Source organism: Marivivens sp. LCG002 (assembly GCF_030264275.1).
Taxonomy (GTDB): Bacteria; Pseudomonadota; Alphaproteobacteria; order Rhodobacterales; family Rhodobacteraceae; genus Marivivens.
The window spans coordinates 109104-123344 of the sequence record NZ_CP127166.1; the positions used below are offsets into that span (position 1 = coordinate 109104).

Here is a 14241-nt window from a genome sequence, read left to right on the forward strand (position 1 = left end):
TTCTAGGCAGCATGGATTGCATAGCATGTCAAACACTGCTCCCCCAATCGGGAACAGGAGGAGAGCAAATATGGCCGAACCAAATCTGGCTGAAGATATCGCTAATCATATGCGACGTCAGATCCTGCTTGGGGAATTGGCGCCCGGGCAGTCCATCAAGGAACGAGACAACGCCACCGAGCTAGGCGTTTCACGCACGCCGTTGCGAGAGGCCATAAGGATGCTGGCCAAAGAGGGGCTTGTCATCCTGCGCCCTGCGCGGAGTCCGATCGTTGCCGATCCCTCGCTCAAGGAGGTGTCGGACGCGCTTGAGGTGCTCGGCGCACTGGAGTTGTTCGGTTGCACTCTTGCCATCGAAAACGCCTCGGAAAGCCAGATCGCGCGGGTGATCGGCCACCATGAAAAACTTCTTTCGATGGCGGATACGCGCGACTCTCTCGATTTCTTTGAAGAAGACATGGCGTTTCACAAAAGCATCGTAGAGGCGACGGGGAACCTTCCTCTTATCGAGACGCATGGCGCCTATCTCGCGCGGCTCTGGCGGGCGCGCTATCTTTCGGCACAGAGGGCGTCCGATCGTGCGCGGGTCTTGCGTCAGCACGGGGTAATCGCCGAGGGTCTCAGCACCCGCGATATCCCTAAGATGACGAATGAAACCAAAGAGCACTTTGACTATCTCTTTGCAAACGTGTCTGTTTTCTACAAAGAGAGAGAAGACAGCTAACAGACCTTGGGGAGGGGATAATGGCAAAGTATGTTCTGGCCATAGATCAGGGCACAACATCATCGCGCGGCATCGTCTTTGACGCGGCAATGGATATTGTTGCTACAGGCCAAGAGGAATTTGCCCAGCATTTTCCCAAAAGCGGCTGGGTCGAGCACAACGTCGAGGACATTTGGTCCACTGTTTTGCGCACCTCCAAAGCTGCGATGGAAAAAGCAGGCATCTCGGGTGCCGATATCTCGGCAATCGGTATCACCAATCAACGCGAGACCACCTTGGTCTGGGACAAGGCCACAGGCGAGCCGGTTTACAATGCGATCGTATGGCAGGATCGCCGCACGTCCGAGCTGTGCAAATCTCTCATTGACGAAGGTCATGCCGAGATGATCCGCGCCCGCACGGGGCTTCTTGTCGATCCCTATTTTTCGTCGACCAAGCTGAAATGGATATTGGACAACGTCGAAGGGGCACGGAAACGGGCCGCGAAAGGCGAGCTACTTTTCGGGACCGTCGATTGCTATCTCGTCTGGAAGCTGACGGGCGGCAAGGTTCATGCGACGGATGCGACCAATGCCGCGCGGACCATGCTTTACGATATCCACAAGGGACGCTGGAGCACGACGATCTGTGCGCTCTTCGATATTCCTGCCGCGATGCTCCCCGAGGTCAAGGACTGTGCCGATGATTTCGGCGAAACCGACAGCGGGCTCTTTGGCGCGGCAATCCCCATTCGCGGCGTCGCAGGGGATCAGCAGGCGGCGACTGTCGGGCAGGCCTGCTTTGAACCCGGCATGATGAAGTCAACGTATGGCACGGGGTGCTTTGCGCTTCTCAACACGGGTGAGACTGCGGTCACATCGAAGAACCGGATGCTGACCACTATTGCTTATCAGCTTGACGGCAAGCCGACCTATGCACTCGAAGGATCGATCTTTATCGCGGGGGCCGTGGTGCAGTGGCTTCGCGATGGTCTGGGCATTATCGAAAGTGCAGCCGACACCCAGCCGATGGCCGAAGCTTCGGACGTGAACCAGAACGTCGTCCTTGTGCCTGCCTTTGTGGGGCTTGGTGCGCCCTATTGGAACGCGGATTGCCGTGGGGCGATGTTCGGGCTGACTCGGGGCACGACCCCCAAGGAAATCGCCAAGGCCGCGCTTGAAAGCGTGGGCTATCAGACCCGCGATCTTGTCGAAGCGATGAAATCCGACTGGCAGGGTGCGGCGGGTGGCACGCTCCGCGTGGATGGCGGTATGACCGCCAGCGATTGGGCGATGCAGTTCCTTTCGGATATCATCGGGGCGCCCGTGGATCGGCCGACGATCCTCGAGACGACGGCATTGGGTGCTGCTTGGCTCGCGGGGTCGCGGGTCGGGCTTTACCCCGAGCAAAAGGAATTCGCGGCGCGTTGGAAGCTCGAGCGGACCTTCTCGCCCAAGATGAGCGAGGACGACCGTTCCCGCAAATATGGGGCATGGAAACGCGCGGTAGAGGCAACCTTGGGGTTCTGACCTCTAAATTTGCGAGGTTCCGTTTAGAAGCTGGCAAGGTTCTTGCCCTATAGACTCGTTGGGCCAATCAACGAGGATAGGAATGTGCAAAGACGGGTCTTTCTGAACGGCTTGATCGCGGGTGTTTTTGCGGTCCCCGCAACGGCGCATGCGCTGGCGGGTGCGGTCGAGCAAAACGGTTTGTTTTCCTCGGCCAAACGTCCGCTGATCGACCTTGAGAACGGGACAAGTCTTTTCGATCCTTTCGAACCCGATGAGCCCGATCCCAATCTTGGCGATGTGGTGACGCGCGTTCCGAATGTTTCGGTCGATCTGAACGAAAACGAGCTTGCACTCTGGAATGCGAATACGGACGAGCACATTCGCCTCCGACCGATCACCTCCACGGGGATAGACCAACAGGAACTCGCCCGTGCCAACAGGTTCATGCGCGACTGGCGGCGCAACGAGGTAAAGACTGTCGATCCGACCCTGATCCTCGGGCTTCTGGAGCTACAACAAAGGGCACGCCGAAACGGGTTTAGGGACGAGATCCGCTTTCTCTCGGGGTATCGCAGCCCCCAAACCAACGAAATGCTGCGCAGGACAACGCGGGGCGTTGCGAAATACTCGATGCATCTCGATGCGCGGGCGATTGATTTCAGCCTCCCCGGGGTTTCTATCCGCGACACCATCAAAATGGCCAAGGATCTTGGGCTTGGTGGTGTCGGGGGATACCCGAGTTTTGTGCACATCGACAGCGGTCGCCGCCGCTATTGGGGCACGGCCTAGGATAGGGGTCATAATCAGCAAAGCATGCGGTATGGTCCTCCTCGTGCCCCATGATAGATGTAGTATGCGGACGATGGCGCGGCTGGAGATAGGTGACGAGCGATATGCGTGGGTGAACCGCACGCTGTTCATGGGAACAGGTGCGCGTCATGCCGATGCGGTGACAGCTTAGCCTTTTGCTGTGCTCTAGTTTTTGTGCGTGAGGGTCTCGACACAGAGGACGGTCGGCAAGTGTGACGCGATTTCGCTCCAGCTTTCACCTTGGTCGAAGGACGCAAACACCGATCCCGAGTTGGTGCCGAAATAGAGGCCAAAGTCCTCATGACCATCCGTCGCGAGCGATTGGCGCAATACAGTGTAACAACAATTCTCTTGCGGTAGGCCGTTGCGCTGGTCCGTCCATGTCTCGCCGCCGTCGCGGCTTATCCAGACTGCGGCTTTGAGGTCGACGGGGAGCCGTCCGTGTTCGACATGGGGCACGACCCAAAGTGTCTCGGGATCATGTGGATGGACCGCGACAGGAAAGCCGAAATTCGAAGGCAACCCGCGCGTCACCTCGTCCCAACTGCGTCCACCGTCCTTGCTTTTGAATACACCGTGGTGGTTTTGCTGATAGATCAGATCACCCGAGGTCGAAGCCCGCACCATGTTGTGCACGCAGTGGCCGATCTCGTGGCCGCATTCGCCATGATCGCTGTGGTCCGCGGCTTCTGCGTTCGAGCGGTTGTTGCGCCGCTCCCAGGTCTTGCCACCGTCTTCGGACGCGAAAATACCAGCCGCCGAAATACCGACCCAGAGTTTGTCGGAATTGTCGGGATCCTCAATGATCGTGTGCAGTGTGAGCCCTGCACCGCCGGGGCTCCATGTATCGCGCGAGGCGTGATCGTTAAGACCCGAAACAGGGGTCCAAGTTTCGCCGTCGTCGTCGCTTTGGTAGAGGTTGGCTGGCTTGGCCCCAGCATAGAGACGCGTGCCGACGCGGCGGATCGACCAAAGGTCGGCCACCTGACCTGTGAAAGGTGCGGGGCCTGTGTCGACATATCCGATCTGGGCGGCGAATTCCGGTTCTGCGCGCATCATTCTGTCGAAATCGCCTTCGGCGAGTTTACTTTCGGTCCAGATGTTCCCGCCATCGGTGGTCTTCATCACTGTCGCGCCGAAAAACGCTCCACCTCCCGCAGCCCAGATGGTTCCACTTTCAGGGTCGGCCGTCATGTGGTTGATGCCTTTCCCTATTGGGGCAGGGCCCTTGACGGTCCAGGCAGAGCGGTCATCGTTGCTTTGGATCAGAACGGCACCTTTGGTGGTGCCGACAAGCACAGTCGTACGCGCAGCCATTTTCACTCCCCCGAAACAGACTACCCACCCATGATAGCATCGCGCATTGGGTTCGTCGCGCTATAAGTTTGCGCGAACGGCGAAATTCCGGCTTTGTTTTACCTCGGGTTCTGTTGTGCAATTCGGTCTGGGCGTGCAGGAAAATTGCGGTTAATCTCGGATCAAATTTTACCACTTGGTCAGGATTATCCCGAATGGCCCATGAATTTCCACGTGTCGTCGGCACAGCCTTTACGCCTGAATGGTTTGAAACCAAACGGGTCAATCTCTCTGCTGCCGAACGAAGGGCAGAGCAGATCACCACTCGGCGTTCGGTCAAAAAGGACTATCAGGCCGCTTGGCTTCTCAAGGCGATTACCTGCATCGACCTGACCACGCTGGCGGGGGACGATACCGAAGGACGGGTCAAACGGCTCTGCGCAAAGGCGCGCAATCCCGTGCGGCCTGATCTTCTTGAGGCGCTCGGGATCGACGGCATCCAGACGGGCGCGGTTTGCGTTTATCCGACGATGGTGCCGCACGCGGTCAAGGCGCTTGAAGGCAGCGGGATTCCCGTGGCGTCTGTGGCAACGGGATTTCCTGCGGGGTTGACGCCTTTGCCGTTGCGATTGGCCGAGATTACCTATGCCGTCGAACATGGCGCGAAAGAAATCGACATCGTCATCACGCGCGAACATGTGCTGACCGGCAACTGGAAGGCGCTTTATGACGAGATCGCCCAGATGCGGGAGGCCTGCGGTGACGCTCATCTCAAGGCCATTCTTGCGACTGGGGATCTTCAGACCCTAAGCAACGTTTACAAGGCGTCGATGGTGGCCATGCAAGCGGGATCGGATTTTATCAAAACCTCGACCGGCAAAGAGAGCGTGAATGCGACCTTGCCCGTTTCGCTTACCATGATCCGTGCTTTGCGCGATTTCAAAGATCTCACGGGGCAGATGGTCGGCTTCAAACCGGCTGGTGGGTTATCACAGGCCAAACATGCGCTTGCGTGGCAAATCCTGATGAAGGAGGAGCTTGGCAATCGCTGGCTTGAAAACGATCTTTTCCGGATCGGTGCCTCGTCCCTATTGGGGGATATCGAGCGTCAGCTCGAACACCATGTCACGGGCCGTTATTCCGCCTCAAACCGCCACGCGCTCGCCTAAGGTCACACAGATGCCAAGTCTCAAGGATATTATGGAAACCATGGATTACGGTCCCGCTCCCGAAAGCAACTCGGATGTCGTCGCTTGGCTCAAGGGTCATGCGGGCGGTATCGGGCATTTCATCGATGGCGCATTTGTCGGGGCCGAGGGGGCCAGCACCGAGGTTGTGAACCCCGCAACGGATGAGGTGATCGCCAAAATCGCCCTCGCCGGTAAGACCGAGGTGGACGCAGCCGTCAAAGCGGCACGAAAAGCCTTTGCGAAGTGGTCGGCTCTTTCGGGTCACGAGCGGGCCAAATATCTCTATGCCATCGCGCGGCAGGTTCAAAAGCGGGAACGGTTTTTGGCTGTCCTTGAAACCATGGACAACGGCAAAACCATTCGTGAAACGCGCGATATCGACGTGCCGCTCGTTGCACGCCATTTTTATCATCATGCAGGCTGGGCCGAACTCGTCGAAACCGAATTTGACGGTTTCGCGCCTGTAGGCGTTTGCGGCCAAGTGATCCCGTGGAATTTTCCCTTGCTGATGCTGGCATGGAAAATCGCGCCTGCTTTGGCGGCGGGGAATACGGTCGTGCTCAAACCTGCCGATCTTACGCCGCTTACAGCGCAGGCTTTTGCCGAGATCTGTGTCGAGGTCGGGCTTCCGAACGGTGTGGTGAACATCGTCCAAGGTGGCGCCGACACGGGTGCTTTGCTCACAGGGCACCCCGATGTCGACAAGGTGGCCTTTACGGGGTCGACCGAAGTCGGGCGCAGCATCCGCAAGCAGATCGCAGGGTCGGGAAAGAAGCTTTCGCTGGAGCTGGGGGGCAAGTCACCCTTTATCGTCTTTGAGGACGCGGATATTGATGCGGCTGTCGAAGGGGTCGTGGACGCCATCTGGTTCAATCAGGGCGAGGTGTGCTGCGCGGGATCGCGGATATTGGTTCAGGAAGGCATCGCGCAGTCGTTCTTTGCGAAACTGGATGCGCGTTTGGCGAAGCTGCGCATCGGTGATCCACTGGACAAGACGATGGATATGGGCGCGGTCGTCTCGCACAAGCAACTCGGACGGATCAACGGTTTGATCGCCGAGGGGATCGCGCAGGGTGCAACGCTCCACCGTGCCGAGACGCAAGTGCCTTCGCGCGGGAGCTTTTGTGCGCCCGGCTTTTTCACGGGGACCGAGGCCGCGCATACCGTCTCGCAGGTCGAGATTTTCGGCCCTATCGCCACGACCGCAACCTTTCGCACGCCGTCCGAGGCGATCACCCTTGCCAATGACACGCGCTATGGTCTTGCCGCGTCGATCTGGAGCCAGACCATCGACCGCGCCATCGAAGTGGCGGCCAAGGTCAAGGCGGGCGTGGTCTGGATCAATGCGACCAATCTTTTTGATGCCGGTGCAGCCTTTGGCGGATATCGAGAGAGCGGGTTCGGACGGGAAGGGGCACGCGAAGGGCTTTTCGAATATCTCAAGCCCGTCCACAAAGCGGGCAAGGAACGCGTTGCGGCCGCCGCCGATATGAGCGTGGCGCCTTTCACGGGAAAATCCGATACCCCCGATATCGATGTGACGTCCAAGCTCTATATTGGCGGCAAGCAAACGCGGGCGGATGCGGGACAAAGCTATACGGTGATCGGCAAAAACGGTGCGACAGGTCAAGCCGCACTCGGCAGCCGCAAGGACATTCGCAACGCTGTTGAAGCGGCGGCCAAGGCAACGGGCTGGTCGAATGTGACGGGCCACAATCGGGCGCAGGTTCTCTATTTCTTTGCAGAGAACCTTGCTCAACGGCGTGACGAGTTCATCGAAGCACTCAAGGCGGCGGGATCGAAAGAAGCAAAGGCCGAAGTTGATACCGCAATCCGCCGCGCCTTCTGGTATGCGGCACAAGCCGACAAATTCGACGGTGCAGTGCATTCGACCAAGTCGCGGCATATCACGATGGCGATCCATGAACCTTGGGGCGTGCTCGGGATCGTTTGTCCAGATGAGGCCCCTTTGCTTGCTCTGGTGTCACTGATGCTGCCCGCGATTGCCATGGGGAACCGCGCGGTCGTGATCGCTTCGCAATCGCAGCCGCTCGTCGCGACCAAGCTGTATCAGGTTCTGGAAACATCCGATGTGCCCGCAGGTGTAGTGAACATCATCACGGGCGAGAGCCTCGGACTTGCCAAAACACTTGCCGAACACGACGAGGTTGCCGCGCTTTGGTATTGCGGAACGGCCGAGGGCGCCAAGACGGTCGAAGTTGCCTCCTGCGGTAATCTCAAGGCCGTTTGGTCGGATCAGGGGCGTTTGCGCGATTGGTTCGATCCGAAAGCGGGTCAGGGGTCGGAATATCTTCGCCGTGCGACACAGGTAAAGACAATCTGGCTTCCCTACGGCGAGTGACGGTTTCGCTTTGGTGCTTTGCAAAGGCTCACGGGTATTCGTGGGCCTTTTCTATGTCAAATTTTACTCCACACACCATATATAGAGTTTTCGCCCTCAATTTTGGAAAATTACACCATCTATAGAATAGATTGGTCATAAAAGGTTTACACCAAGAGCCTCGCGTGTTCCATTGTCGACATAAGGTGGTCGTAATTGAACTTCGGCCACGTGACCCTTCAGCAAGGGTCGCCAAGAAACCGAACGGGGAGAGACACGTGAAATTCCAAAAACTGAGCACCGTCGCTGTGATCGCTATGACATCTGTACTGGCTAGCAGCGCATTTGCGGCCGAGGATTGCGGGTCATTGAGCATGGCCGAAATGAATTGGGCGTCTGCCGAACTCATGGCCAATGTGGATGCGATCATTCTTGAGGAAGGCTATGGATGCGAGGTCGAACTCGTTCCGGGTGCAACGACGACGACCTTTGCTTCGATGAATGAAAAGGGCGAGCCTGATGTAGCGGGCGAACTCTGGATCAACGCCGTGCGTGAACCACTGGAAATTGCGATGAACGAAGGGCGGCTCCATTCCGCGCTGAGCGGGCCGATCACAGGTCTTGGCGAAGGGTGGTGGGTGACCCGCAAGTTTGCCGAAGAGCACCCCGAGTTGGATACCGTCGAAAAGCTGATCGCGCATCCCGAGTTGTTCCCCGACGCAGAGGATGCGTCGAAAGGGGCGTTCATGGGATGCCCTGCGGGGTGGGGTTGCCAGCTTACCAATGCCAATCTCTTCCGTGCTTTCGATATGGAGGAAAAGGGATGGACCCTTGTCGATCCCGGATCGGCGGCAGGGCTTGATGGCGCGATTGCGAAAGCATCCGAACGTGATGAGCCGTGGTTCGGCTATTACTGGGCGCCGACCGCATTGATCGGGAAATATGATCTGGAACTTCTCGAGTGGGAAACCGCATGGGGCGGGTCTGAGAACTGGGATGGCTGTATTGTGATGGCCGAGCAGGATTGTCTTGATCCGCAGCCCACATCCTACACCGAGTCAGAGGTCCATACCGTCATCACCGATCGCCTGATGAAGGAAGGCGGGATCGCGGTTGAATATTTCAAGACGCGCATTTTCCCAGGCGAGGTGATGAACACGATGCTCGTCTATATGAACGAAGAGCAAGCGACGGGTGCTGATGCGGCTTGGCATTTCCTCGAGAACTATGAGGATCTTTGGTCCGGTTGGGTCTCGCCCGAAGCGGCAGCCGCGATCAAAAAAGCCCTTTGATCGGGTCCAATTCCTTGAAGCGGGGGGCGCGACTGCGTCCCCTGTTTTTGCTTTGCCGATACAATTGCAGGATGACGAATGGAAGTTTTTGAGGAATTCCCTGCGCTCGGGCGGAAAACGCTGAGCACGATGAAAAAGGTTATCGATGAGGCTTTCAAAGGCTTTTCCCGTGAATACGGTCAGGCGCTTGAGGACTTTTTCGATCCGCTTCTGAGGTTTCTGGTCTGGTTCGAAAAGCTGCTTCTTGCGACGCCTTGGCCGATCATTCTGTTGATCGTGGGGGCGCTTGCATGGCTTGGGTCGCGGTCGTGGAAAATCAGCCTCGGCTCTGTACTTGCCTTTGTCGCCATCGGCGTCTTGGGCATGTGGGAAGACACAATGGCCACATTGGCGATCATCTCTGTATCCACCTTTCTCTGTATCCTCCTGGGCATCCCGATCGGCATTTTCATGGCGCGTTCGGATCGGGCCCAGTCGCTGATTACGCCCGTTCTCGACGTGATGCAGACCATCCCCTCGTTCGTTTATCTTATTCCGGTGGTCATGCTTCTGGGGATCGGCAAGGTTCCGGGTCTTCTTGCCGTGTGCATCTATGCGATCCCGCCGATTGTGCGGCTTACCAATCTTGGCATCCGTCTGGTTGATAAAGAGGTCCTTGAGGCTGCGGACGCCTTTGGCGCAAGTCCGAGACAAAAGCTTATCGGCGTTCAGGTGCCGCTCGCGCTCCCCAATATTTTTGCGGGGATCAATCAGACGATCATGATGGCGCTGTCGATGGTGGTCATTGCTTCGATGATCGGGGTGAAGGGGCTTGGCGTGCCTGTGCTTCGCGCCATTTCGAACCAGTATCTCGCACTCGGGCTGATGAATGGCCTCGCGATCGTGGCGCTGGCGATCATTTTCGACCGTGTGTCACAATCCTACGGCAAACGACTTCAGGCCTATCGCAAAGGACATGGACATGACTGACGCGAAAATCCGTATCAAGAACCTCTACAAGATTTTCGGCAAGTCTCCTGCAAGGATGCTGCCTTTGGTCAAAGAGGGGATGACCAAAACAGAGCTTTTGGAAAAGCATAACCATGTCTTGGGTATCCAGAACGTTTCGCTCGATATTCCCGAAAAACGAATTCAGGTGGTGATGGGACTTTCGGGGTCGGGCAAGTCGACGCTGATCCGTCATATCAACCGTTTGATCGAACCCACGGGGGGAGAAATCCTTATCGATGGGGATGATGTTCTGGCGATGGACGACAAGCGTTTGCGTCAATTGCGCCGGACCAAGACCGCAATGGTGTTCCAGAAGTTCGGCCTCTTGCCACACCGCAAGGTGAGAGAGAACGTTGCCTATGGGCTTGAAATCCAAGGCGTAGACCCCGCGAAATGTGCAGAGCGCGCACAGTATTGGATCGAGCGCGTGGGGCTTGGCGGATATGAAGACCACTATCCTGGGCAGCTTTCCGGCGGGATGCAGCAGCGTGTCGGGCTGGCCCGTGCGCTTGCCACCGATCCCGAAATTCTCTTGATGGACGAGGCCTTTAGTGCGCTCGATCCGCTGATCCGCTTTGATATGCAGTCGATCCTGCTCGAATTGCAGCACGAGCTTCACAAGACCATCGTGTTTATCACGCATGATCTCGATGAAGCACTTCGGCTTGGCGACAATATCGCGATTTTGCGGGATGGCGCGATGATCCAGCAGGGCGATGCCCAAGAGATCGTCCTTCGGCCTGCGGACGATTACATCGCCGATTTCACCAAGGACATCAACCGCGGCAAGGTCATCCAGCTGCGGTCTTTGGCGACACCGAATACGGGCTATCAGGGCGAGACGCTGAGTGCGGGCACCAAACTCGAGGACGCGTTGCCTATTCTGGCTCAAGCCCCCGAACAGACCATAGGCGTGACCCAAGCCAGTGTAACCTTGATCGGGACGGTCACACTCAGGGACGCGATTTCGGCGCTGCGCAGTTAGGTCTCGGTGACAGGCGCTTCCTAGAAATAGGGGGCGCCGCTCACGTTGAGATAGAGCGCATAGAGCGATTGGCTTGCCGCCATAAAGAGCCGCGTCCTTGCGCGCCCGCCAAAGCAGAGGTTCGCGCAGCGCTCGGGAAGGTGGATATGCCCGATCGCGGTGCCATCGGGTGCAAAAACCCGCACACCGTTTAGCCCCTCTCCTGTGCCCCAACCTGCCCAGAGGTTTCCGTGTTCGTCCACGCGGAACCCATCGGGGGCACCATTCGGGCCAGCTCTGACAAATTCGCGCAGATTGCGGACGGAGGTCCCATCCTCGGTGATATCGGCGACGAGAATGCGGCGCGGTTCGGCGCGGGATTCAACGATATAGACCAACCTCTCATCGGGTGAGAAACAAATGCCGTTGGGCTGGTCGATCCCTTCGATCACGCAGGTGAGTTCCCCCGTTTCACCATCGATGCGATACACATTCGGCGCGATTTCGGGCGTGACTTTGCCGCCTTCGTAATGGGCCGAAATGCCGAAAACCGGATCGGTGAACCAGATGCTGCCATCCGATTTTGCGACGACGTCATTGGGAGAATTCAGCCGTTTGCCTTCGAACCGATCCGCAAGAACAGTCATCGTCCCGTCAAGCTCGGTGCGCACAACGGCGCGGAGCCCGTGCATACAGGAAATCAGCCGCCCTTGACGGTCACGGGTATTGCCGTTGGCAAATCCGCCTCGGCGGAACTCGGTCACTTGACCCGAGGTTTCGTCGTAACGCAGGAGGCGATCGTTGGGAATGTCGCTCCAGACAAGAGCATTGTGGTCCCCAAACCAGACAGGACCCTCGCCCCAACGTGTGCCATGATAGAGCCGCTCGACCGCAGCGTTGAAAAGGATCAAATCCGCAAAGCGCGGATCGAGCACTTCGACAGCGGGATCGGGATAGGTTTCAGAGGGATGCCACATCCCGTTCTCCTTTTATCGATTGGGTTGATGCGCGCTCGATGAGTTCGAACCCGAGATCGTGCCGTTTGCCACCACCACTCTCTCCCTTCAGCCGCGCAAGAAGTTCTGTTGCCGCAAGACGGCCAAGGTGTTCGCGGTCGACGCGCACGGTTGTCAGCGCGGGGAACAAATCTTTGGCAAAGGCCTGATCCCCGAACCCGATCACGGAAAAGTCCTTTGGGATCGAGAGACCTTGGGCCTGTGCTTCGATCAGAACGCCATGAGCGAGAACGTCCGAGCTGCAAAAGACGACGCCCGATCCGAAGCCTTGGGCCAAAAGCTCAGCAAAAGCACTGCGCCCCCCTCCGATCGTTGCAGGTCCCGCAAGCACGATATCCGCCACAGGGGCCCCTGTGCCTTGGGTAAATCGCTTCGAAAAGGCGGCTTTGCGACGATGGGCGCGTTCATCGTCGGCATAGATGACGGCCGCGTTACGATGGCCCCGAGCAAGAGCATGCTCCGCGACAGCCTGTCCTGCGGCGGTATGGTCGAAGCCGACACAAAACCCGATCGGATCTTCCGATAAATCCCAAAGCTCGACAACTGGGATCGCGGCGCTCTCGAGCGATTTGCGGGCGCTTGGCGTGTGGTCGACCCCCGTCAGCATCACCGCATCAGGGCGGCGCGAGAGATGGGTCTTGATCAGGGCCTCTTCCTCTTCGGGCGTGTGCCCCGTTTCGGAAAGAAGGAGCTGATAGCCTTGATGCCTGAGTTGCTCGGCAAAAGCCTGCACCATAGCGGCATAAGTGGTGTTGTTGATCGACGGCACCAGAACGCTGATCAAGCGGCTTTTGTTGGAGGCCAAGGCCCCCGCAAGCGCATTGGGCACGAAACCCGTTTGCTCGATGGCTTTTTCGATGCGCTGCAATGTTTCGGGCGAGACCACAGAGGGATTGGACAAGGCACGCGAAACTGTGACCTGACTCACCCCCGCGAGTTTACCCACCGCCGCCATCGTGACGCGCTGTGTTTTGGACTGGGTGGAGACGGCTTTGGGCGCCATAGGGTCAAGAGCCTGATGTTATAAGTGCACAGGAAATTAGTAGCCCCCACTTGTGGAACCGACAAGCCTCGGCCATGGTTGATCAGCAAAGCCGATGTCATCTGAACCTCGCGTCTTAACGGGCAAACGGGAAATTTGATCAAAAAGTGGTTTGACAACCTCCCAGAAATGAGAACCCTTACGGCGAAACGGTTCGACCCGAGAGGGAGCGGCCTTGGTTTAGGTTAGTCGCAGCGATATCCAACAGATTGGAATGTAGCAGATGAAATATCACACTCCGTCTTCTTTCGAGGAAGCCGCAAAGATTGCGGCACAGGCAAGCGGAACCACACGGTTCTTGGCTGGTGGCACCGATGTTCTTGTCCAGATGCGCGCGGGAATCGTGCTTCCCGACGAGCTGATCGATCTCAAGAAGATTCCCGGTGTCTTCGACATGATCCGCAATGATGATGGGCGCTGGCGGATCGGTGCTGCCGTTCCGGGTGCCAAACTCGGAGCGAATGATGCACTGGTCGCCGATTGGCCCGGTGTGGTCGAAGGCATGGAGCTTGTCGGTTCGACACAAGTTCAGGGGCGTGCGACGCTCACAGGAAATCTGTGCAACGGTTCGCCTGCGGCAGATGGGGTGCCCGCGCTTGTCGCTGCCGGCGCATCGGTGGACATCACCGGCCCGAACGGAACCCGCACGATTGCGGTCGAAGACATTCCCGCAGGTCCGGGCAAGACGACCTTGACCAAAGGCGAAGTGATCTCTGCGATCAACCTTCCCGCGCGTGGAAAGAACGGCGGGGATGCATATCTTCGGTTCATTCCCCGCACCGAGATGGACATCGCTGTTGTCGGCTGTGCGGTGAACCTTTCGGTCGACGGTGACGTGATCGTTGCGGCCAAGGTTGCGCTCGGCGCGGTCGCTCCGACCGTCATCGTGGCCGATGAAGCAGCAAAAGCCATCCTTGGAACAACGCTCGATGATGCCGCGTTGGATAAGCTGGCCGCTGCGGCCTCTGCTGCCGCAAACCCCATTAGCGACAAGCGCGGATCGCGCGAATTCCGCATCGAAGTTGCCGGCGTCCTTGCCCGCCGCGCGGCCAAGATCGCCTATGCCCGAGCAAAGGGAGAATAACC

Annotated in this window: 13 protein-coding genes; 10 read left to right on the forward strand and 3 right to left on the reverse strand. The window is 57.8% G+C overall.

The genetic code is table 11. The features are described 5' to 3' along the window. Positions 1 to 70 precede the first annotated feature (70 nt). From QQG91_RS15020 to QQG91_RS15035, 4 genes are all read left to right on the forward strand, one after another. A complete protein-coding gene (locus QQG91_RS15020; protein WP_285772558.1) occupies positions 71 to 724 on the forward strand; it encodes a GntR family transcriptional regulator in 654 nt (217 codons plus the stop codon). Positions 725 to 744: 20 nt separating this feature from the next. Beyond that, positions 745 to 2232: a glycerol kinase GlpK gene (gene glpK, locus QQG91_RS15025; protein ID WP_285772559.1), complete on the forward strand. Its 1488-nt coding sequence runs from the start codon at positions 745 to 747 to the stop codon at positions 2230 to 2232. 84 nt (positions 2233 to 2316) lie between these two features. Further along, positions 2317 to 3003: a YcbK family protein gene (locus tag QQG91_RS15030; RefSeq protein WP_285772560.1), complete on the forward strand. Its 687-nt coding sequence runs from the start codon at positions 2317 to 2319 to the stop codon at positions 3001 to 3003. A 64-nt stretch (positions 3004 to 3067) separates the two neighbouring features. Further along, on the forward strand, positions 3068 to 3175 hold the full coding sequence (locus tag QQG91_RS15035) for a DUF3237 family protein (RefSeq protein ID WP_502881608.1): 108 nt from the start codon (positions 3068 to 3070) through the stop codon (positions 3173 to 3175). A 14-nt stretch (positions 3176 to 3189) separates the two neighbouring features. Here the strand turns inward: QQG91_RS15035 and QQG91_RS15040 are convergent, their stop codons facing one another. After that, complete coding sequence (locus QQG91_RS15040) at positions 3190 to 4341, reverse strand: WD40/YVTN/BNR-like repeat-containing protein (RefSeq protein ID WP_285772561.1); 1152 nt, start codon at positions 4339 to 4341, stop codon at positions 3190 to 3192. A 194-nt stretch (positions 4342 to 4535) separates the two neighbouring features. Between QQG91_RS15040 and deoC the strand changes: the two genes are divergently transcribed. The 5 genes from deoC (at position 4536) to QQG91_RS15065 (ending at position 11118) form a co-directional block, all read left to right on the forward strand. After that, positions 4536 to 5489, forward strand: a complete 954-nt coding sequence (gene deoC, locus QQG91_RS15045; protein WP_285772371.1) for a deoxyribose-phosphate aldolase — start codon at positions 4536 to 4538, stop codon at positions 5487 to 5489. A 10-nt stretch (positions 5490 to 5499) separates the two neighbouring features. After that, positions 5500 to 7872 (forward strand): aldehyde dehydrogenase family protein, encoded by a 2373-nt coding sequence (locus QQG91_RS15050; protein ID WP_285772372.1) that lies wholly within the window; start codon positions 5500 to 5502, stop codon positions 7870 to 7872. 296 nt (positions 7873 to 8168) lie between these two features. After that, positions 8169 to 9143: a glycine betaine ABC transporter substrate-binding protein gene (locus QQG91_RS15055; protein ID WP_502881609.1), complete on the forward strand. Its 975-nt coding sequence runs from the start codon at positions 8169 to 8171 to the stop codon at positions 9141 to 9143. Between the two features lie 78 nt (positions 9144 to 9221). Beyond that, complete coding sequence (locus QQG91_RS15060) at positions 9222 to 10112, forward strand: ABC transporter permease (protein WP_285772374.1); 891 nt, start codon at positions 9222 to 9224, stop codon at positions 10110 to 10112. After that, positions 10105 to 11118, forward strand: coding sequence for a quaternary amine ABC transporter ATP-binding protein (locus tag QQG91_RS15065; protein WP_285772375.1), 1014 nt, complete (start codon positions 10105 to 10107; stop codon positions 11116 to 11118). Before QQG91_RS15060 ends, QQG91_RS15065 begins: the two co-directional genes overlap by 8 nt. A 20-nt stretch (positions 11119 to 11138) precedes the next feature. Here the strand turns inward: QQG91_RS15065 and QQG91_RS15070 are convergent, their stop codons facing one another. Beyond that, complete coding sequence (locus QQG91_RS15070) at positions 11139 to 12074, reverse strand: SMP-30/gluconolactonase/LRE family protein (protein ID WP_285772376.1); 936 nt, start codon at positions 12072 to 12074, stop codon at positions 11139 to 11141. After that, positions 12058 to 13116 (reverse strand): LacI family DNA-binding transcriptional regulator, encoded by a 1059-nt coding sequence (locus tag QQG91_RS15075; protein WP_285772377.1) that lies wholly within the window; start codon positions 13114 to 13116, stop codon positions 12058 to 12060. Before QQG91_RS15075 ends, QQG91_RS15070 begins: the two co-directional genes overlap by 17 nt. A gap of 262 nt (positions 13117 to 13378) precedes the next feature. Here QQG91_RS15075 and QQG91_RS15080 point away from each other — a divergent pair, with 262 nt between their 5' ends. Continuing rightward, the gene (locus tag QQG91_RS15080; RefSeq protein WP_285772378.1) at positions 13379 to 14239 is read left to right on the forward strand and encodes an FAD binding domain-containing protein; all 861 of its coding nucleotides are present in this window, start codon (positions 13379 to 13381) and stop codon (positions 14237 to 14239) included. The last annotated feature ends 2 nt before the right edge of the window (positions 14240 to 14241 follow it).